Below are 20,799 nucleotides of genomic sequence, written 5' to 3' on the forward strand. Positions count from 1 at the left end.
GCGCACTCGGGAAACCAGCATGAAGATCAAAGCGGTTGTATTCGATGCCTACGGCACTTTGTTTGACGTGTATTCCATTCAAGCCTTGGCCGATCATCTTTACCCTGGAATGGGTGCGGAGATTGCCGTCAAGTGGCGCGACAAACAAATTGAATACACGCGTCTGATCACCCAATCAGATCCTCACAACCCATCGGGCAGTCAATATTTCAGATCGTTTTGGGAGTTGACCCAGTTGTCACTGGTGTACACATTGGATCGACTCCAATTGAACCGCGATTCTGGGCAGGTCGAAGAGTTGTTGGCGCAATACGCGCACCTCAAGGCGTTTCCTGAGAACTTGACCGTTCTGCAAAAAATCAAAGCCATGGGGATCACGACGGCCATTCTCTCGAACGGCAGCATGGACATGCTGACATCCGCAGTCAAGAGTGCGCGAATGGACGATGTTGTAGGCCATCTTATTTCTGTGGACGCGGTACGTCTTTTTAAGACTTCGCCCGAAAGTTACGGACTGGTTCAGCAGACCATTCCAGTCCAAAAAGACGAAATACTGTTCGTCTCCAGCAATGCTTGGGATGCCTTGGGTGCCACTTGGTTTGGCTTTACAACCCATTGGGTCAATCGACAAGGTTTGCCGTTTGAAACCCTTGCGCCGACGCCCCATTTCTCGGGTCCTGACCTGAATTCGGTTTTGATTTCCCTGGGAGCCATTCAGGCAGGTGAAACATGAAGCGCATGCCGGGCGGCCTGCGGGCGCGGTGTCAGGGTGGCGTGTTTCGCCCCCGTTAAGATGGCTGTTGAACCCCCTTATTCCAATCTTTATCCCGTTTTGAAGGAAAGAACATGAGCATCCAGACCGTAGGCATCATTGGCGCAGGCACCATGGGCAATGGCATTGCACAGGCGTGCGCCGTTTCGGGCATCCAAGTGGTGATGGTCGACATTTCGGACGCGGCCGTGGCCAAAGGCGTGGCCACCGTGGCCAGCAGCTTGGACCGTCTGGTCAAAAAAGAAAAGATCAGCGAAGCCGACAAGGCGGCAGCGCTGGCCCGCATCCAAGGCTCAAGCAACTACGACGACCTCAAAAGCGCCCAGTTGGTGATCGAAGCCGCCACCGAAAACCACGAACTCAAAGTCAAGATCTTGAAGCAGCTCGACGGCATGCTGGCCCCCAACGTGCTGATCGCGTCCAACACCTCGTCGATTTCGATCACGCAACTGGCCGCTGCCACCCAGCGCGCAGACCGTTTCATTGGCATGCACTTCTTCAACCCCGTGCCCATGATGGCGCTGGTCGAAATCATCCGTGGCCTGCAGACCAGCGATGCCACCCACGACGCGGTGCACGAGCTGGCGCTGGCACTGGGCAAGACGCCCATCACCGTCAAGAACGCTCCGGGCTTTGTGGTCAACCGTATCTTGGTGCCCATGATTAACGAAGCCTTCTTCGTGCTGGGCGAAGGCTTGGCAGAAGCCGAAGCCATTGACGCAGGCATGAAGCTCGGCTGCAACCAGCCCATTGGCCCACTGGCGCTGGCCGACATGATCGGCCTCGATGTGTGTCTGGCCGTGATGGAGGTCTACCTCAAGGAGTACGGCGACAGCAAATACCGCCCCAGCCCCTTGCTCAAAGAAATGGTGGCGGCAGGCCGTTTGGGTCGCAAGACCGGGCAAGGTGTTTACAAGTATTGAGCTTGTCACTTCGGTGAATCTCGGGCTTTGGCTCTGGGCCTAACATGGGCCCATGAACACCACCCCCCACCCCGAAGGCCAGATCGACTGCACCGTGCACGGTGCAATCCTTCAAATTTGCATCAACCGCCCGGCCAAGCGCAACGGTTTCACACCCAAGATGTACCGTGAGCTGGGCGAGGCGTACACCCGGCTAGACGATGACCCCGCACTGCGCGTGGGGGTGCTGTGCGCGGCGGGCGACCACTTCACCGCCGGACTCGATTTGCCCACCATCGCACCGCTGATGCAGCGTGGCGAAAAGGCCGTGCCACTGGGCCTGGTGGACCCGCTGAACCTGGGTATGGAGGGCTACCGCCGCCGCACCAAACCCATGGTGGTGGCGGTGCAGGGCATCACCTACACGCTGGGCATCGAACTGATGCTCGCCGCCGACATCGTGGTTGCGGCCGACGACTGCCGGTTTTCTCAGTTGGAGGTGCAGCGCGGCATCATGGCCACGGGCGGCGCTACGCTGCGCATGACCGAGCGTGCGGGCATGGGCAATGCGTTGTTGCATTTGCTGACGGCCGATGTGTTCGACAGCGCTGAGGCTCTGCGCCTGAACTTTGTGCAAAAGGTGGTGCCTGCAGTGGGTTTGCTGGCCGAGGCCATGCGCATTGCCGAGATGATCGCAGCGCAAGCGCCTCTGGCCGTGGTGGCCACGCGTCAGAACGTGCTCAAGGGCGTGGAGGAAGGGCCCTTGGTGGCGATGCACGACTTCATTTCAGTGCAGAAAACACTGTCCAACAGCGAGGACGCCGCCGAGGGGGTGCGTTCGTTTGTGGAAAAGCGCGCAGCCCGTTTCACAGGACACTGAATCGGCGTAAGCGCTCGGTCACAATCGGCGCATGACCGAACCGAACGCTTTGCACCCCTACGCTGAACTCACTCCTGACCGGGTGATGGATGCTTTGACCGACCTGGGCTTGTGGCCCGATGGCCGCTTGTTGGCGCTCAGCTCTTACGAAAACCGCGTTTACCGTGCCCATCTGGACGAACCCGTGCAGGGCGCGTCGGCGGTGGTGCTCAAGTTTTACCGGCCTGGGCGCTGGAGCCGTGCGCAGATTCAGGAGGAACACGACTTCGCCGCCGAACTGCTGGCGGCCGAAGTGCCTGTGGTGCCACCCATGATGCTGAACGGCCAGACCCTGCACCAAAGTGCGGGCTTTGATTTTTCGGTCAGCCCTTTACGCGGCGGTCGCACGCCCGAGCTGGACGATTTTGAAGTGCTCGAATGGATCGGCCGTTTCTTGGCCCGAATTCATACAGTGGGCGCGGCCAAACCTTTTGCGCACAGACCCACGCTCGATGTGCAGACCTTTGCGCTGGAGCCTGCCGAGTGGCTTGAAAAAAACCAGATGATTCCTCTGGAGGTGGAACGCGAATGGCGCGAGGCATTGTTGCCTGCGCTGGCCTTGATTGAAGAAGCCTTTGCCCAGGGCGCAGCAGATCGCCGCCTCATTCGTCTGCATGGCGACTGCCACCCCGGCAACATTTTGTGGACGCCCGCTGAGCTGCCGGGTGGCGGCCCGCACTTTGTGGACTTGGACGACGCCCGCATGGGCCCGGCAGTGCAGGACCTGTGGATGCTGCTGTCGGGCGACCGGGGGCAGCGCACACAGCAGCTGTCGGCCTTGCTGGACGGGTATGAGCAGGTGCGCGACTTTGACCGCGCAGAGTTGCGCCTGATCGAGCCCCTGCGCACCTTGCGTTTGATCCACTACAGCGCTTGGCTGGCGCGGCGTTGGGAAGACCCGATTTTTCCGATCAACTTTCCGTGGTTTGGCACGCCCGACTATTGGCGCGGTCAGGTGCTCATGCTGCAAGAGCAGGTCGAGCAAATGCAGGAAACGCCTCTCAGCGTGTGAGCTCAGCGCCGCGCAGGCTGCACGCCCAGCGCCATGGCGCAGCCAATCAAAGCCGGTTGTTCGGCGCGGATGACGTAGGTCGGGATGCGCTTCATGTAGTTCTCGAAGCGGCCTTTGGCTTCAAACGCGGCCCTGAAACCCGACTGCGCAAAGTAGTCGCCTAAGCGCCCGATCACGCCGCCGCCAATGTAGATGCCGCCGCGTGCGCCCAGCGTCACGGCCAAGTTGGCTGCCGCGTTGCCCAGCAGGCGGCACATGCGGTCCAGTGCTTCTTCGCAAGCCACATCTCGGGTGGCCAGCGCCCGTTCGGTCACTTGCGCAGCCACCAGGTTTTCGGCCTCGGTGCCATTGAGTTCACAAATGGCGCGGTACAAATTTTCGAGGCCCATGCCCGAGACCACGCGCTCGACAGACACATGGGGGTGGGTGCGCCACAAAATGCGCAGGATGTCGGCTTCGCGCTCACAAGTGGGGGACATGCTGACATGCCCGCCTTCGCCTGCAATGGGCACCCAGTCGCCCCGACGCGAACGCACCAACGAGGACACACCCAGCCCGGTGCCCGGACCAATCAGGCCTTTGGGCGCATTGGGTACGGGCTCGCCCGAGCCGATCTGTCCCAGATCGCTGCCCAGCAGTGCCGGTGCCGCCATGGCCATGGCTTCCCAGTCGTTGAGCATCAAGAGGCTGTCCAGCCCCAGCGTCTGGCGCGTGGCCTCGATGGAGAACTGCCAGTGGTTGTTGGTCATCTTCAGCGCATCGCCATCGATGGGGTTGGCAATCGCGATGCAGGCTTGACGCACCCCGCTCTGGCCGACTTGCTGCAGATAGCTGCTTGCTGCAGCCGCCAGATCTGGGAACTGCCCGGTGGGCAAGGTGACTTCTTGCGTGATGGGTGAGCCGTCGCCATGGACCAAGGCAAAGCGGGCATTGGTGCCGCCGATGTCGCCCAAGAGGCGAGGAGTTTGTGCGTGGAGTGCGTTCATATGGGAGGGGTTTATGCAGCGGGGGTTGGCGACAGTGGCAATCGGATCGACACGCACAGGCCGTGGGGCAGCACTTCATCCAGCTGGACCTTGCCCTGATGGCGCTCCACGATTTCCTTGACGATGGCCAGGCCCAAGCCGCAGCCTTGGCCCACATCGCTGGCGCGGACAAAACGCTCAAACACCCGCTCGCGCTCGGCAGGTGTCAGGCCCGGCCCGTTGTCGGAGACTTGCAGCAAGGCGAGTGGTGTGGCGCTGGAGTGATCAGTCATCACCCGTACCGTGACCTGGCTGCCAGTGCCCGCATAGTGCAGTGCGTTGTCGATGAGGTTGGTCAGGGCCTCGCGCACCAGCAGCTCGTTGGCTTCTATCCAGACCGGGGCTGTCGCGCTGTCGTCCAGACCCAAGTCAATGTGGGCGCGCAGTGCGCGTGGCACCCATTCGGCAGTGAGTGTTTGCGCCATGCGCTGCAGGTCAAAGCGTTTGCGGTCGTGGGCCATGACCGATTCGGGCTCGGCCCGCGCCAGTGTCAGCAGTTGGTTGACCAAATGGGCGCTGCGCGTGGCGCTGTCGTGCACGCGCTGCAAACGGGCTCGCAACTCGGGGTCAGTGGCCAATTGAAGGGCAATTTCGGTTTGACTTTTCAAGCCAGCCAAAGGGGTGCGCAATTGGTGAGCGGCGTCGCCAATGAACCTCTTTTGCGTAGCCACGGTGTTTTGCACGGCCGACAACAAGGTGTTGATGGCGGTCGCCAGTGACCATAACTCGCGCGGCGCTGAGGCCAGTTGCAATGGGGCCAGATCGGTTGGGGCGCGACCTTCAACTTGCAGGCGCAGGCGTGCCAATGGCGACAAGCCCGCGCGAATGCCTAGCCAAACGATCAGCGTCATCAACAGCACCAAACTCGACATGGGCAGCAACATGTCCACCAAAATTCGGCGTGCCAGCTCTTCGCGGTTGGCACTGCTGCGGGCCACCTGTACCAGCATGGTTTGCGGTTTGGCTGCATCTTCGCCAAAGCGCAGGTAAATGCCCACCAGCCGCAAAGCCTGCCCCTTTGGTACGTGCAATGCGGCGCGGCCATTCACAGGCATGGTGCCGTCGTAAAAATAAGGGGTGTTCAGCAGAATGTCTTCTTGTTTGTCCTGGACGGGAGGCAGAGGCAGTGACTGGTTACCTAAAATGAACTGGCCTGGAGGAGAGCTGACCATGTACAACTGGCGGTCTGTCGGATCGGCTTCCAGCACATCCTGTGCCGCACGAGGAAAGTCAATCAGCAAGCCATTGCCAATGGGCTTGAGCTGTCTGGCCAAAGACCGACCCGCTTGGAGCAGGCTGGCATCGATGGCTTGGTTGGCATAACCGGCGGCGAACCGGTAGGTGGCAAAGCCGCCTGCCATCCACAGCACCAACTGGGGCAGAAGCAGCCAAAGCAATAACTGACGCATCAAGGATGCGCCCACTTGCCCCGTGGGTAGTGTGGCTGAAGCAGGCGTTGTCATGCCCGGATCCTCAAGTTGGGTCCCGACGGGTCACGCTTGGGCCTCCATCAAATACCCCAAGCCTCGCACCGTGCGGATAACCAGACCCGCGTCTTCCAGTTTGCGGCGCAGCCGGTGGATGTAGACCTCGATCGAATTACCACCGCTGGTTTCGCCCCCTTCGGCACTCCATGCCTGGGTGATTTGTTCTTTGGTCACCACTTGGTCACGATGGTTAGCCAAAAGTGCCAGCAGGGTCCACTCGCGACCACTCAGTTCCAGTGCAAGACCTGACACCATGGCGCGGCGTGAGGTATGGTCCAGCGTGAGCTGACCCAGCAGGGCCGGGGGGGTATTGGGTTGGCTGCGCCTGAGTAAGGCCTGCAAACGAGCGACCAACTCCGGAAAGTCAAAGGGCTTGGTCACGTAATCGTCAGCGCCTGCTTGCAGTCCCGCCACCCGGTCATCCAGTGCATCACGAGCAGACAGCAAAAGTACAGGCAAGGCGGGTTGTGTCTGCCGCACGTGTTGCAAGACGGCCAGGCCATCCATCATGGGCAAGCCAATGTCGAGCACAGCAATGTCGAAACTTTGTTTTTGCAGTAAATAGTCGGCCACGGCCCCATTCGGTGCGTGTTCCACCTCAAAGCCAGCTCCGCGCAATTGGGTCTGGAGCGCGTCAGCCAGCATGGCATCGTCTTCGGCAAGCAACAGTTTCATGCCCGGAAGCTTAATGGATTGCTCGCGCTTTTGCCCTTATTCAGGCTGTTTTGACATTGGGGTTTAACCTAATGTTAATTTATTAACAAAAAATTAACATTGGCTTCGTCGAGGTCAATACAGGCCATTCCGCCACCTCGCACATCCACACAGGCCCTATGCGGCCGCAACCGGGAGACCCTCTTGAAAGCTATGAAATTGTTCCAGCGTTCGATCTTGGCCACAGCCGCTGTTTTGGCCCTGGCAGCCCATGCAGGTGAAGTCGAAGTCCTGCACTATTGGACCAGCGGTGGCGAAGCCAAATCGGCCGCCGCTCTGAAAGCCACCTTGCAAGCCAAAGGGCATGTCTGGAAAGACTTCGCTGTCGCCGGCGGCGGCGGTGACAACGCCATGACCGTGCTCAAGTCGCGCGTGGTGTCGGGCAATGCCCCAGCTGCCGCCCAGATCAAGGGACCCGCTTTGCAAGAGTGGGCTGGCGAAGGCGTTTTGGCCAACATCGACGATGTGGCCAAGGCTGAAAAGTGGGACAGCTTGCTGCCTCCAGTGGTCGCCAACGTGATGAAGTACAAAGGCAACTACATTGCCGCTCCCGTGAACGTGCACCGTGTGAACTGGCTGTGGGCCAGCAACGCTGCGTTCAAGAAGGCCGGCGCCAAAGTGCCGACCAATTGGGACGAGTTCTTTGTTGCCGCTGAAGCCCTGAAAAAAGCCGGCATCATTCCCGTGGCGCACGGTGGCCAAAACTGGCAAGACTTCACCACCTTTGAGAGTGTGGCTCTGGGCGTCGGCGGTGCAGACTTCTACAAAAAGGCTTTGGTGCAGTTGGATCAAGCCGCATTGACCGGTGCCACCATGACCAAAGTGCTCGACACCTTCAAGAAGGTCAAGACCTACACCGACAAGAACGCTCCCGGCCGTGACTGGAACCTGGCCACTGCCATGGTCATCAAAGGTGAAGCGGGCATGCAGTTGATGGGCGACTGGGCTAAGGGTGAATTCGTAGCCGCTGGCAAGAAGCCCGGTGCTGACTTCACTTGTGCAGCAGCGCCTGGTACTGCCAAGTCCTTCACGTTCAACGTGGACTCCTTTGCGATGTTCAAGTTGAAGAACGACGACAACACCAAGGCTCAAAAAGACTTGGCCTCGGCCATCATGTCCACTGACTTCCAAGAAGTGTTCAACCTCAACAAAGGCTCCATCCCTGTGCGCCTGAACATGAACCTGGCCAAGTTTGACGACTGCGCCAAGCTCAGCTCCAACGACTTCGTGTCGACCGCCAAGAGCGGAGGCTTGGTGCCTTCTGTGGCCCACGGGATGGCCATTGGTTCGGCTACCTCTGGCGCGATCCAAGATGCTGTCAGCCAGTTCTGGAACGATGACAAGATGAGCACAAAAGATGCTCAAACCAAGATCGCTTCGGCCGCCAAGGTCAAGTGAGTCTTTGAGCCGACCCAAGGGTCGGCTCACGCAGGCCACCAGAGTTTGCTGTTCATTTAGCCGTCGGGCTGCAGGTCACGAGCTTGCAGCCCGCACGGGCTCCCGATCGGATCACCCATGTCTTCATCCTCCCCACAGCAAGCCGCTTGGCTGCCCAAACTGGTCATTGCGCCCAGCTTTGTCTTGTCTCTGTTGTTCATATACGGTCTGATGGCCTGGAACGGTTACCTGTCCGTGTCCGCTTCACGCCTGTTGCCCAACTATGAGTTTGTAGGCTTGCAGCACTACAGTGCTTTGTTGGACAGCGACCGCTTTCGCGTGGCCATGACGAACATGGCGGTTTTTGGTTTTTGCTTTATCGGTGGTGCGATGGCTTTGGGTGTTTTGCTCGCCATCTTGCTTGACCAGAAGGTGCGTGGCGAAGGCGTCTTGCGCACCATTTACCTGTACCCCATGGCGATCTCGTTCATCGTGACCGGCACGGCCTGGAAGTGGATTTTGAACCCCGGCCTGGGACTGCAGCATCTGATGCACAGCTGGGGCTTTACGGATTTTCAGTTCGAGTGGCTTGTCGATCAGGACATGGCCATTTACTGTGTGGTCATTGCCGGTGTGTGGCAAAGCGCGGGCTTTGTCATGGCGTTGTTTTTGGCGGCACTGCGCGGCATCGACGACTCCATCATCAAGGCCGCCCAGGTGGATGGCGCGAGCTTACCTACGATTTACTGGCGCATCATTTTGCCCAGCCTGGGACCGGTGTTTTTCAGTACCCTGCTGGTTGTCGCGCACCTGGCCATCAAGAGCTTTGACTTGGTCATGGCGCTCACGGCTGGCGGCCCAGGCTATGCCACCGATTTACCCGCCACTTTCATGTATGCCACCGCCTTCACGCGAGGGCAGATCGGTGTGGGTGCGGCCAGTGCCACTGTCATGTTGGCCACTGTGGCGGCCATTGTGGTGCCTTACCTTTATTCTGAATTGCGGAGCAAACGATGAGCCGCTTGAACTTTCATCGCCTCGTTCTGTGGACCATGTTGCTGCTGTTTGCGGCTTGGTTTTTGGTGCCGCTGTATGTGATGCTGACCACTTCACTCAAAGACGCCGAACAGTTGCGCACAGGCAACTTGTTGAGCCTGCCAACTGCGCCTACTCTGGATGCATGGTTCAAGGCGTGGGGTAGCGCTTGTACTGGCGTGCAATGCGAGGGCCTCAAGCCCTTCTTTTGGAATTCGATCGTCATGGTGGTGCCCGCGGTGCTGCTGTCCACCCTGATCGGTTCCCTCAACGGCTATGTGCTCTCTAAGTGGAAGTTTCGCGGCAGCGAAACCCTGTTTGCCTTCATGCTGTTTGGCGTTTTCATGCCCATGCAAGTGGTGCTGCTGCCCATGAGTCAGGTGTTGGGGTGGCTGGGCGTGGCCAGCTCGGTGTGGGGTCTGATGCTGGTACACGTTGTGGCAGGCATTCCATCGACCACGCTGTTTTTCCGGAATTACTACATTGGCCTGCCGGACGAGTTGATCAAGGCTGCGCAGTTGGATGGCGCAGGTTTTTGGATGATTTTTCGCCGCATCGTGCTGCCCCTGTCGCTGCCCATTTTGGTGGTCACGTTGATCTGGCAGTTCACCAACATCTGGAACGACTTTTTGTACGGTGTGGTGTTCTCTGGCGCGGACAGCAAACCGATCACCGTGGGCCTGAACAACCTGGCCAACACATCGAGCGCTGTCAAGGAATACAACGTCGATATGGCCGCAGCCTTGATTGCGGCATTGCCCACCCTTTTTGTGTATGTGGTGGCAGGTAAATATTTTGTGCGTGGCCTGACGGCTGGCGCCGTCAAAGGCTAAAGGGAATACACCATGGGCGCACTCGCCATTCGCAATATCCACAAGACCTATAACGAGACGGTCCACATCCTCAAAGGCATCGATCTGGAAATCGAGGCCGGTGAATTCTTGATCTTGGTTGGCCCATCCGGTTGCGGCAAATCGACCTTGCTGTCGATGATCGCGGGCCTGGACCATCCCACCAGCGGCAGCATCCACATCGGCGAGCGGGATGTGACGAATTTGCCCAGCAAGGACCGCGACATCGCCATGGTGTTTCAGAGCTACGCGCTCTACCCCAACATGACGGTGGCGCAAAACATCGCCTTTGGTCTGGAGATCCGCAAGGTGCCCAAGGCCGAGCGCAAGGCGGCGGTGGAACGCGTGTCGGCCATGCTGCAAATCGGCCACCTGCTGGACCGAAAGCCCGGTCAGCTCTCGGGCGGGCAGCGTCAACGCGTGGCCATGGGCCGGGCCTTGGCACGAGACCCCAAACTGTTTTTGTTTGACGAGCCGCTGTCCAACTTGGATGCCAAGCTGCGCGTGGAAATGCGCGCCGAGATCAAACTGCTGCACCAGCGCACCAAAACCACCACCGTGTATGTGACGCACGATCAGGTCGAAGCCATGACCCTGGGTGACCGCATCGCCGTGATGAAAGACGGCTTGGTGCAACAGTTTGGTACGCCCGCCGAAATCTACAACCACCCGGCCAACCGATTTGTGGCCGAGTTCATTGGCTCACCCGCCATGAACATGGTGGATGCGCAACGCTTGGGCACCACATTGACAGCGCATGGCGTGGAACTGCCCATCACCGATGCGCAAAGCGCCGCTGTGCAAGCACACGGCAGTGCCGAGCTGGTTTACGGCCTGCGCCCTGAAAGCGTCAGCTTTGCCACCACTGGCCTGCCTGGCACGCTCAGCATGATCGAGCCCACTGGTCCTGAAACCTATGCCACGGTGGAGACTGCAGCAGGCAAGCTGACGGCCCGCGTGCCGGGCGTGTTGCAAGCCGCAGTAGGTGACGCGGTGCACCTGCAATGGTCGGCCGAGCAGTCGCATTTGTTTGACCGCGCCAGCGGCGTGCGTGTAGGCTGAAGGCTTGATGGGCCAGCCAGTGCGGCTTGAAACCGCTCCAGTCTGATCAGAGGGCGTTGAAGCGTTCAGCTTTGCGCACCCGCCAAAACAGCCAGCTGGCGATGCACAGGTTGAGCAGGTTCCACGCGATGCCGTTCAAAAAGGCAGCGTGGTAACTGCCCGTCACATCAAACACCCAGCCTGACATCCAGCCGCCCAAGGCCATGCCCAGCAAAGTGGCCATGATCACCGAGCCCACACGCGCCCCGGCTTCTTTGGGGTCAAAGTGTTCACGAATGATGATGGCGTAAGCCGGCACTATGCCGCCCTGAAACAGCCCGAACATGGCTGAGACGATGTACAGCGGCACCATGCCGTCAAAAGGCAAAAACATCAGCAGCGCCACGCCCTGCAAAAACGAACCCAACAACAAAGTGCGGATGCCCCCAATGCGGTCGCTGATCACACCAAACACCAGTCGACTGACAATGCCGCTGGCCAGCATGAGTGAAAGCATTTCTGCGCCACGTGCTGCGCCAAATCCCAAGTCTGAGCAATAGGCCACGATGTGGACCTGTGGCATGGACATGGCTACGCAACAAGCCACGCCCGCGACAAACAGCAGGCCTTGTGCGTGAGCGGGCCGCAGACCAAATGGGCGGCTGCGGTCCACGGGTGCGGTGCTGGCGTTGGTGGGTGTCAGCGTCACCAGAGGCGGGCGCTGACGCATGCGCGTGGCCAACAGCAGCATGCCGACTCCGCAAAAAACGCCCAACAATATATAAGTCTGTCGCCAGCCCAAAGTCTCCACGCCGTGCTGAACAATCGGTGGCCAAATCGTGCCCGCGATGTAATTACCGCTGGCACAAATGGCCACGGCAATGCCCCGACGGCGGTTCCACCACAAGGCGGTATCGGCCATCAGGGGCGCAAAGGTCGACGAGCTGCCAATCAAACCCATCAAGCCATGGGCCAGCCCAAAAGCCCAAATGCTGCCTGACATGCCCGCCCACACAAAGCCTCCACACACTGCCAAAGCGCCGACCCACAGCACCGGCATCAGGCCGTGGCGGTCAGCCAATCGGCCGGTGATCAGACCGCCCAGCCCCAGGCAAATCATCATCAAGGTGTAAGGCAGCGAAGCGTCGGCCCGGCCCACGCCAAACTCGGTTTGCACGGCCGGCAGCACCACAGAGACGATGTACATGCTGCTGTTGCCCAGCACCACGAGGCCCAAGGTGGCCAGCAAGCGCCAAGCAGCCTGTCGGGAATCGATGAGGGAAGGGTCGGCAGGTAGGGTGTGCATGGCCGCAATCTAGCCGATGCGTGAGGGCACGGTTGTCTTGTGGGTTACTGCGTCCTTGGCGGCCTTGAGGACTGCAGTCATCTACCCGACAGTTCGCACGCATCAGACCCTGTACGCTGACGCTTTCAGTTGCAGGAGCGCCCATGAACGACCGAGCCCAATTCATCCGCATGCAGGACAGCACCCAGGAAGACTGGAAGCTGATCGCTGGCGAGTTCATGCAGTTCACGCAGACGCTGCCCGACCGTGTGATGGCGCACCTGAAGCTTTTGGACGGGGACTACGGCGGCTTCCCGGTGGACCGCTACACCCACTGCCTGCAAACCGCCACGCGGGCTCTGCGCGATGGGCGTGATGACGAGTACGTGGTCTGCGCTTTGTTGCACGACATCGGCGACACGCTGGGCACCTTCAACCACCCGGACATCGCCGCCGCCATCCTCAAGCCCTTTGTGTCAGATGCCAATTTTTGGATGGTGCAAAACCACGGGATTTTTCAGGGCTACAACTTTTTTCACCACATCGGCATGGACCGGAATATGCGCGACATGTTCAAAGATCACCCGCATTACGCCCGAACCGAAGAGTTCATCGCGCTCTACGACGACCCGGCGTTTGATGCGAGTTACGACACGCTGCCCATCGAAGCCTTTGAGCCGATGCTGCGCAAGGTGATGGCCCAGCCGGTGAACTCGGTTTACAAGGACGCCTTGAAGGCCTGATTCTCAGAGTAGCAAACAAAAAAGGGGCGGCACCCACAGGTGCCGCCCCTTTTATTTGAGGAGTGCGCGGTTCAGCTCAGCAGCGCATTCACCCGCTTCACATAAGCCGCCGGGTCTGCGGGCAAGCCGCCTTCGGCCAGCAGGGCTTGGTCAAACAGGATGTGAGCCAGGTCGTGGAAGTGGACCGAGCCGTCGAGCTTTTTGACCAGCGCATGCTCGGGGTTGACCTCGAGCACGGGCTTGACTTCTGGGGCTTGTTGACCGGCTTGCTTGAGCATGCGGGCGAGCTGCATGCTCATGCCGTCGTCTGTCACCACCAAGCAGGCGGGGCTGTCCACCAGGCGGCTGGTCACACGCACGTCTTCGGCTTTGTCTTTCAGCGCTTCTTTGAGCTTGGCCAGCACGGGCTTGAAGGTTTCGGCCGCGTCTTCGGCGGCTTTCTTTTCTTCTTCGTCTTGCAGCTTGCCCAGGTCAAACGCGCCCTTGGCCACGCTTTGCAGCGGGGTGCCGTCGAACTCGTGCACAAAGTTGAGCGCCCACTCGTCCACGCGGTCGGTCATCAGCAAAACTTCGATGCCTTTTTTCTTGAAAACTTCGAGCTGTGGGCTGTTCTTGGCGGCGGCCAGGGTGTCGGCGGTGATGTAGTAAATCGCGTCTTGGCCTTCTTTCATGCGGGCTTTGTAGTCGGCAAAGCTCACACTCACGGTGTCACTGGTGGTGGACGCGAAACGCAGCAGCTTGGACAGGCGGTCTTTGTTGGCAAAGTCTTCGCCCAGGCCTTCTTTGAGCACCGCACCGAACTCGGCGTAGAACTTGGAATACTGGCCGATCTTGGCTTTGTCCTCTTCACTTAAAACATCAGAGACCCCTTCGGTAGTCGCATCCGTGGCATCGGCAGAAGCCTCGGGGGCCTTGTCGTGCTTGGCCAGATCTTCGAGCATCGACAACACGCGTTTGGTGCAGCCTTCGCGGATGGCTTTGACGTCTCGGCTTTCTTGCAGCAGCTCGCGGCTCACGTTCAGCGGCAGGTCGGCGGAGTCCACCACGCCTTTCACAAAGCGCAGGTAGCTGGGCATCAGCGCCTCGGCTTCGTCCATGATGAACACGCGCTTCACATACAGCTTGATGCCGGCTTTCTTGTCGCGGTTCCACAGGTCTTGCGGGGCTTTGCCGGGGATGTAGAGCAGCTGGGTGTATTCGGTGCTGCCTTCCACGCGGTTGTGGGTCCAGGTCAGCGGCGCTTCAAAGTCGCGGCTGATTTGTTTGTAAAAGTCGGCGTATTGCTCGTCCGTGATGTCTTTCTTGGGGCGGGTCCACAAGGCGCTGGCTTTGTTGATGGTTTCCCACTCGCCGGTCTTGACCATGCCGCCGGGTTTGCGGCCAGCTTCTTCGTTGCTCGGGTCGATCAGCTCGCCGTCTTGCCACTCTTCCTTTTCCATCAAGATGGGCAGGCTGATGTGGTCGGAGTATTTGCCGACGATTTCCTTGAGCTTCCAGCTGTTGGCGTAGTCCAGCGCTTCTTCGCGCAGGTGCAGTATCACGCTGGTGCCGCGTTCGGCGCGGTTGATGGTCTCGACCTCAAAGTCGCCCGTGCCGCCGCTGATCCAGCGCACGCCTTCGGCCGCTGCTGCGCCTGCACGGCGGGTTTCAACCGTGATCTTCTCTGCCACGATGAAGCCCGAATAAAAGCCCACACCGAACTGGCCAATCAGCTGTGCGTCAGACTTTTGGTCGCCGCTCAGCTTGCTCATGAAGTCCTTGGTGCCGCTCTTGGCGATCGTGCCCAGGTGGTCAATGGCTTCTTGCGCCGTCATGCCGATGCCGTTGTCAGTGATGTGGAGCGTCTTGGCGGCTTTGTCGAACGACAGGCGCACTTGCAACTCAGGCGCGTCTTCGTAAAGCGCAGTGTTGTTGAGCGCTTCAAAGCGCAGCTTGTCGCAAGCGTCCGAGGCGTTGGAGATCAGCTCGCGCAGAAAGATCTCTTGGTTGGAGTACAGCGAGTGGGTGACCAGGTGCAGAAGTTGTGCGACTTCGGCCTGGAAGGCATGGGTTTGTTTGCTCATATCAATTCAACAGGTAAAAACAAAGATCAAGAAACCAAAACGCCCCACAGTTGGGGGCGTCTGGCAGTGTTTCAAGAGGTGTCAGAACGATTCATTGGGCCCCAAATACCGCCAAGTGCCTGCAGGCATCTGGCCCAGCTGCACATTGCCCATGCGGATGCGCTTGAGGCCTACCACTTTCAGGCCGACTTGCTCACACATGCGGCGGATCTGCCGTTTTTTGCCTTCGGTCAGCACAAAACGCAGTTGCTCGGGGTTTTGCCATTCCACCTTGGCGGGTTTGAGGGGTTTGCCGTCCAAGCTCAGGCCATGGCGCAGGCGCTCGAGTTGGGCTTTGGGGAAGATGGCTTGCACGTTGGCGCTCACGCGGTCGAAGTCGCCAATGGTGGTGAGCTGGTTAGCCTTGCCGCCGTAGGTGGCCGAGGCGGCAGCGGCGGCTGCGGTGTTCTCGTGGCCGGTGTAGGCCACGCGCACCAGGTACTCTTTTTCCATCTCGGAGTCTTCGCCGATCAACTGACGCGCCACACGTCCGTCTTGTGTCAGCACCAACAGACCGGTGGAGTCGATGTCCAGGCGCCCGGCGGGGGCCAGGTTGCGCAGGTGGGGTGGGGTGAAGCGGAGTTTGGACGGGTCACCGCCCCAGTGGCTGCGCGGGTTGATTAGGGTGATGGCGGGCTCGTGCCCGTCTTCGGCTTGGCCGCTCACATAGCCCATGGGCTTGTGCAAAAGAATAGTCACTTGCCGCTCTTGTTGCTGTTCAGCCGCTTTGTCGATGGTGATGCGGTCCGACAGGGTGACTTGTTGGCCCATGGTGGCGGGCAGGCCGTTCACCATCACCCAGCCTTGCTCGATCCAGGCATCGGCTTCGCGGCGCGAGCACATGCGCAACTCGGCCATGCGTTTGTTCAGGCGCGAGGTGCCACTGGGAGCGGCAGCTTCGCCTTTGCCTTCGGGACGGGGAGCGCGTTTGAAAACCGGGGGCTGAGTCATTGAGAGGTTCAAGAAGGGGCTGAAATTGGCCGGATCCCAATTGTCCCTTCTTTTGGGAATCAAAATTGCGCCGTGCGCAGTCCTTGCAAATCCAAAATCCGCAACCCACCGTATTCCACCCGTATCAATTGTCTTGATTCAAGTTCCTTGAGTGCTTCGTTCACCCGCTGGCGGGACAAGCCCACCAGATAGGCCAATTCTTGCTGCGTGATGCGCAGTACTTCGCCTACGCCGGAGAACAAAACCGGATTGAACAAGGCCGCCAAGTGGCGTGCCAGGCGCAGCTCTGGGTTGGTCATGCGGTCCATTTCGCGGGCTGCGATGAACTGCCCCAGCCGTTCATTGAGCTGCTGCATGATGAAGCGGTTGAAACCGAGTGAATGGTCAATCAGCCAGTGGAAGGTGTCGACCGGCAAACCCGCCACCACGCTGGCACGCAGGGGCTGGATGTTGTAGCGGTAGATCTCGCGTTTGAGGGCCGTGCCTTCGCCAAACCAGCCCCCAGGCGGCACCCCGGTGAAAGTCATGGTCTGGCCGCTCTCGTTGTCGCTGCTCATTTTGAGCAGGCCCGAAATCACCCCAAACCAATAGGTGACCGGACGCCCCACACGGCAGACATAGTCGCCGGGCTGCGGGTCACTGACGACCAGTTCGGATTCGATTTGCTGGCGCTCGCTGGGTGTCAGCAAAGACAGCCACGGAATGCTGGCCAATTCCTCGGGTGTCGGGCTACGGCGGCGCTGGTAAACGCTCTGTGTGGTGGCCATGGCGGTGTCAGACTCAGGTCAGTTGTGGTAGGGGTCTTCCCTGAATTGTCGTCCAAACGACAACATGGCGTCAAATGAGTGCCTACGATCCGCCCAAGTTCAGTTGTACGCCATGTCGTGCAACCCATTTGGAGACCCGTCAGATCATGCAAACAACGTTTCCCCGTTTGATGCTCAAGCACGCTGCCGAGCGCCCCTCCGCGCCCGCACTGCGCGAGAAGGAATATGGCATTTGGCAAACCACCAGCTGGTCGGATTTGTCCAGCTTGGTCCAGTCAGTGGCCTGTGGCTTGCATCAGGCGGGCTTGCAGCGCGGCGAGCACCTGATCGTGGTGGGCTCCAACCGCCCTCGTCTTTACGCCACGATGCTGGCCGCCCAGTCTCTGGGGGCGATTCCGGTGCCGCTTTACCAAGATGCTGCCGCCGCCGAGTGCGTGTTTCCCATCACCAACGCCGAAGTGCGCTTTGCGGTGGTGGAAGACCAAGAGCAGGTCGATAAGATGCTGGAAGTGCGAGAGCAGTGCCCGCAGTTGACGCATATTTTTTACGACGACCCACGCGGCCTGCGCAAGTACACCGAAGACGGTTTGGGCTCGCTCGAAGAGCTGATCTCCGCAGGAGGGGTGTTTGCACAGCAGCATCCGCAGTTCTTCAACGAGGAAGTTGAAAAAGCCGCCTACACCGATGTCGCCGCCATGTTCTTCACGTCCGGCACCACGGGCAACCCCAAAGGTGTGGTGCACACGCACGGCTCCCTGATTGACCGCGCCGACGCGGGCGCTGAATTCGACAAGCTGACCAACGCAGAAGATGTGCTGGCTTACATGCCGCCCGCCTGGATTGGCCAAAACATTTTCAGTTATGCGCAATGGCTGGTGTGCGGTTACGTGGTCAACTGCCCCGAGTCATCGGCGACCGTGACCATCGACCTAAAAGAGATTGGGCCGACTTACTACTTCGCGCCGCCGCGTGTGTTTGAAGGCATGCTCACCAGCGTGATGATCCGCATGGAAGACGCGGGCAGCTTCAAGCGCAAGCTGTTTCACTATTTCATGGGCGTGGCCAAAAAAGTGGGCCCTGCCTTGATGGATGGCCAATCTGTTGGCTTGGTCGATCGCTTGGTGTATGGCCTGGGCAACCTCATGGTGTACGGTCCTTTGCGCAACAACATGGGTTTCAGCCGCGTGCGCGTGGCCTACACCGCGGGCGAGGCGATTGGCCCCGATTTGTTCACCTTCTTCCGCTCGATCGGCGTGAACATCAAGCAGCTCTATGGCTCGACCGAAACCGCTGTGTTCGTCTGCCTTCAACCCGACAACGAAGCCCGTGCCGACACCGTGGGTGTGCCGTGCAAAGGGGTGGAGATCAAGGTCGCCGACAACGGCGAGATCATGGTCAAGTCGCCAGGTCTGCTCAAGGGCTATTACAAAAACCAGAAGGCCACCGACGAAGTGCTGACGCCCGACGGCTGGTACCACACCAGCGACGCGGGTTTCATCGACAACCACGGCCACTTGAAGATCATCGACCGCGTGAAAGACGTTGGTCGCATTCAGGGCGGTGCCAACGATGGCGCCATGTTTGCGCCCAAGTACGTCGAGAACAAACTCAAGTTCTTCCCGCACATCAAAGAAGTGGTGGCTTATGGCGACCAGCGCGAAAAAGTGTGTGTGATGCTCAACATCGACTTTGACGCCGTGGGCAACTGGGCAGAGCGCCGCAACCTGCCCTATGCCGGGTACACCGACTTGGCGCAAAAGCCCGAGGTGTACCAATTGATCCAAGAGTGTGTGGAAAAGGTCAACGCCGATTTGGCCGAAGACGCCTTGTTGGCGGGCAGCCAGGTTTCGCGTTTCTTGATCTTGCACAAAGAGTTGGACGCGGACGATGGCGAGTTGACGCGCACCAACAAGGTCCGTCGTGGCTTTATTGCGGAAAAATATAAACCGCTGGTGGATGGCCTGTATGAAGGCAAAACCGAGCAGTTCATCGAGACCGTGGTGAAGTTTGAAGACGGCCGCACCGGCAGCGTCAGCGCCACGCTCAAGATTTCAGACGCCAAAACATTCACACCCGTGAAGGCAGCAGCATGACCAAGAAAATTGGCGACGTCATCCTGGACGTCAGCAACATCAGTTTGCGATTCGGCGGCGTGAAGGCGCTGACCGACATCTCTTTCAATGTGCGCGAGCACGAAGTGCGGGCCATCATTGGCCCCAACGGCGCGGGCAAAAGCTCGATGCTCAACTGCATCAACGGCGTGTACCAACCGCAAGAGGGCAGCATCACCTTCCGTGGCCAAAAGTTTGGCCACATGAACAGCCGCCAAGTGGCCGAGATGGGCATTGCCCGTACCTTCCAGAACTTGGCCTTGTTCAAAGGCATGAGCGTGATCGACAACATCATGACCGGCCGCAACCTGCGCATCAAGAGCAACCTGTTCATGCAGGCCTTGCGCATTGGCCCTGCGCAGCGTGAGGAAGAAGAGCACCGCGAGTTTGTCGAGCACATCATCGACTTTCTGGAAATCCAGGCTTTCCGCAAAACCCCGGTGGGGCAGTTGCCATACGGTTTGCAAAAGCGTGTGGACTTGGGCCGCGCCCTGGCCATGGAGCCGCAAGTGTTGCTGCTCGATGAGCCCATGGCCGGCATGAACATGGAAGAGAAGCAGGACATGTGCCGCTTCATTTTGGATGTGAACGACGAGTTCGGTTCGACCATCGTGCTGATCGAGCACGACATGGGTGTGGTGATGGACATTTCGGACCGCGTGGTGGTGCTGGACTATGGCAAAAAAATTGGCGACGGAACCCCCGAAGAAGTGCGCAACAACGAAGAAGTGATTAGTGCCTATCTGGGCACCAGCCACTAAGGAGAACTAGACATGGCATTTTTTCTGGAAGCTCTGCTGGGTGGCCTGATGGCCGGCATGCTCTATGCGCTGGTGGCGCTTGGCTTTGTATTGATCTTCAAAGCATCGGGCGTGTTCAACTTCGCGCAAGGTGCGATGGTGTTGTTCGCCGCTTTGGCCATGGCCCGGTTTTCCGAATGGATTCCCGGCTGGCTGGGCATTGAAGACAAGTTCTTGGGCAATTTGATCGCCTTTGCGCTGTCCGCGATCATCATGTTTGTACTGGCTTGGCTGATTGAGCGCTTGGTCTTACGCCATCTGGTCAACCAAGAAGGCGTGACCTTGCTCATGGCGACCTTGGGCATCACCTATTTCCTGGACGGTCTGGGTCAAACCATCTTTGGCAGCGACATTTACAAGATCGACGTGGGCATGCCCAAAGATCCGGTGTTCCTGTTGGACTCGGTCTTCCCCGGTGGCGTGCTGGTTAACCTCGAAGACGTGTATGCCGCTTGCATCGCAGCTTTGCTGGTGGTGGTCTTGTCGCTGTTCTTTCAAAAGACCAGCACCGGTCGTGCTTTACGTGCAGTGGCCGATGACCACCAAGCGGCGCAATCGATTGGTATTCCGCTCAACCGCATTTGGGTGATTGTGTGGTTTGTGGCCGGACTGACGGCTTTGGTGGCTGGCATCATTTGGGGTTCCAAAATGGGCGTGCAGTTCTCGCTGACCACGGTGGCTTTGCGGGCGTTGCCCGTCATCATTTTGGGTGGCCTGACCTCGGTGCCCGGCGCCATCATTGGCGGCCTGATCATCGGTGTGGGCGAAAAATTGTCCGAGGTGTACCTCGGCCCCATGGTGGGTGGCGGCATTGAAATCTGGTTCGCTTACGTGCTCGCCTTGGTGTTCTTGCTTTTCCGTCCGCAAGGTCTGTTTGGCGAAAAAATCATCGACCGCGTGTAAGG

18 protein-coding genes and 1 pseudogene are annotated in these 20,799 nt (G+C 59.1%); 12 read left to right on the top strand and 7 right to left on the bottom strand.

Going from position 1 to position 20,799, the window contains the following annotated elements; translation table 11 throughout:
- The first annotated feature begins 19 nt into the window (after positions 1-19).
- The 4 genes and pseudogenes from SWE17_RS09220 (at position 20) to SWE17_RS09235 (ending at position 3,605) form a co-directional block, all read left to right on the top strand.
- Complete coding sequence (locus SWE17_RS09220; RefSeq protein WP_322992808.1) at positions 20-733, top strand: haloacid dehalogenase type II; 714 nt, start codon at positions 20-22, stop codon at positions 731-733.
- A gap of 101 nt (positions 734-834) precedes the next feature.
- Positions 835-1,695: pseudogene (locus tag SWE17_RS09225) on the top strand (3-hydroxybutyryl-CoA dehydrogenase); the annotation flags it as partial.
- 52 nt (positions 1,696-1,747) lie between these two features.
- Entirely contained in the window at positions 1,748-2,554 is an 807-nt protein-coding gene (locus SWE17_RS09230; RefSeq protein WP_322992809.1) for a crotonase/enoyl-CoA hydratase family protein, read from the top strand.
- A 31-nt stretch (positions 2,555-2,585) separates the two neighbouring features.
- Positions 2,586-3,605: a serine/threonine protein kinase gene (locus tag SWE17_RS09235; RefSeq protein WP_322992810.1), complete on the top strand. Its 1,020-nt coding sequence runs from the start codon at positions 2,586-2,588 to the stop codon at positions 3,603-3,605.
- Between the two features lie 2 nt (positions 3,606-3,607).
- Here SWE17_RS09235 and SWE17_RS09240 read toward each other — a convergent pair whose 3' ends face one another.
- Genes SWE17_RS09240 through SWE17_RS09250 form a run of 3 tightly spaced genes read right to left on the bottom strand, consistent with a single transcriptional unit; the run spans position 3,608 to position 6,792 of the window.
- Positions 3,608-4,591, bottom strand: a complete 984-nt coding sequence (locus tag SWE17_RS09240; protein ID WP_322992811.1) for a glucokinase — start codon at positions 4,589-4,591, stop codon at positions 3,608-3,610.
- An 11-nt stretch (positions 4,592-4,602) separates the two neighbouring features.
- Complete coding sequence (locus SWE17_RS09245) at positions 4,603-6,093, bottom strand: sensor histidine kinase (RefSeq protein ID WP_322992812.1); 1,491 nt, start codon at positions 6,091-6,093, stop codon at positions 4,603-4,605.
- Positions 6,094-6,123: 30 nt separating this feature from the next.
- Entirely contained in the window at positions 6,124-6,792 is a 669-nt protein-coding gene (locus SWE17_RS09250; protein WP_322992813.1) for a response regulator transcription factor, read from the bottom strand.
- A gap of 192 nt (positions 6,793-6,984) precedes the next feature.
- On the opposite strand from SWE17_RS09250, the gene SWE17_RS09255 reads away from it, so the two are divergent.
- The 4 genes from SWE17_RS09255 (at position 6,985) to SWE17_RS09270 (ending at position 11,156) form a co-directional block, all read left to right on the top strand.
- Complete coding sequence (locus SWE17_RS09255; protein ID WP_322992838.1) at positions 6,985-8,229, top strand: ABC transporter substrate-binding protein; 1,245 nt, start codon at positions 6,985-6,987, stop codon at positions 8,227-8,229.
- A 117-nt stretch (positions 8,230-8,346) separates the two neighbouring features.
- Complete coding sequence (locus SWE17_RS09260; protein WP_322992814.1) at positions 8,347-9,225, top strand: sugar ABC transporter permease; 879 nt, start codon at positions 8,347-8,349, stop codon at positions 9,223-9,225.
- Positions 9,222-10,076, top strand: a complete 855-nt coding sequence (locus SWE17_RS09265) for a carbohydrate ABC transporter permease (protein WP_322992815.1) — start codon at positions 9,222-9,224, stop codon at positions 10,074-10,076. The genes SWE17_RS09260 and SWE17_RS09265 overlap by 4 nt, the downstream gene beginning before the upstream one ends.
- Before the next feature lie 12 nt (positions 10,077-10,088).
- Positions 10,089-11,156: an ABC transporter ATP-binding protein gene (locus SWE17_RS09270; protein ID WP_322992816.1), complete on the top strand. Its 1,068-nt coding sequence runs from the start codon at positions 10,089-10,091 to the stop codon at positions 11,154-11,156.
- Between the two features lie 46 nt (positions 11,157-11,202).
- On the opposite strand, the gene SWE17_RS09275 is transcribed toward SWE17_RS09270, so the two are convergent.
- On the bottom strand, positions 11,203-12,441 hold the full coding sequence (locus SWE17_RS09275) for an MFS transporter (RefSeq protein ID WP_322992817.1): 1,239 nt from the start codon (positions 12,439-12,441) through the stop codon (positions 11,203-11,205).
- 143 nt (positions 12,442-12,584) lie between these two features.
- Between SWE17_RS09275 and SWE17_RS09280 the strand changes: the two genes are divergently transcribed.
- A complete protein-coding gene (locus SWE17_RS09280) occupies positions 12,585-13,163 on the top strand; it encodes a phosphohydrolase (RefSeq protein WP_322992818.1) in 579 nt (192 codons plus the stop codon).
- 71 nt (positions 13,164-13,234) lie between these two features.
- On the opposite strand, the gene htpG is transcribed toward SWE17_RS09280, so the two are convergent.
- The 3 genes from htpG to SWE17_RS09295 all read right to left on the bottom strand — a co-directional run bounded on the left by htpG (position 13,235) and on the right by SWE17_RS09295 (position 16,983).
- On the bottom strand, positions 13,235-15,226 hold the full coding sequence (htpG, locus tag SWE17_RS09285; protein ID WP_322992819.1) for a molecular chaperone HtpG: 1,992 nt from the start codon (positions 15,224-15,226) through the stop codon (positions 13,235-13,237).
- 81 nt (positions 15,227-15,307) lie between these two features.
- A complete protein-coding gene (locus tag SWE17_RS09290) occupies positions 15,308-16,216 on the bottom strand; it encodes a pseudouridine synthase (RefSeq protein WP_322992820.1) in 909 nt (302 codons plus the stop codon).
- Positions 16,217-16,275: 59 nt separating this feature from the next.
- Positions 16,276-16,983 (bottom strand): Crp/Fnr family transcriptional regulator, encoded by a 708-nt coding sequence (locus tag SWE17_RS09295; RefSeq protein ID WP_322992821.1) that lies wholly within the window; start codon positions 16,981-16,983, stop codon positions 16,276-16,278.
- Positions 16,984-17,129: 146 nt separating this feature from the next.
- Here SWE17_RS09295 and SWE17_RS09300 point away from each other — a divergent pair, with 146 nt between their 5' ends.
- From SWE17_RS09300 to SWE17_RS09310, 3 genes are read left to right on the top strand one after another with little or no spacing between them, the layout of a single operon-like run.
- On the top strand, positions 17,130-19,076 hold the full coding sequence (locus SWE17_RS09300) for an AMP-dependent synthetase/ligase (RefSeq protein WP_322992822.1): 1,947 nt from the start codon (positions 17,130-17,132) through the stop codon (positions 19,074-19,076).
- The gene (locus SWE17_RS09305) at positions 19,073-19,855 is read left to right on the top strand and encodes an ABC transporter ATP-binding protein (RefSeq protein ID WP_100117969.1); all 783 of its coding nucleotides are present in this window, start codon (positions 19,073-19,075) and stop codon (positions 19,853-19,855) included. The genes SWE17_RS09300 and SWE17_RS09305 overlap by 4 nt, the downstream gene beginning before the upstream one ends.
- Before the next feature lie 12 nt (positions 19,856-19,867).
- The gene (locus tag SWE17_RS09310) at positions 19,868-20,797 is read left to right on the top strand and encodes a branched-chain amino acid ABC transporter permease (RefSeq protein WP_322992823.1); all 930 of its coding nucleotides are present in this window, start codon (positions 19,868-19,870) and stop codon (positions 20,795-20,797) included.
- Positions 20,798-20,799 lie beyond the last annotated feature (2 nt).

This window comes from Limnohabitans sp. (genome assembly GCF_034680285.1).
Lineage (GTDB): Bacteria > Pseudomonadota > Gammaproteobacteria > Burkholderiales > Burkholderiaceae_C > Limnohabitans_A.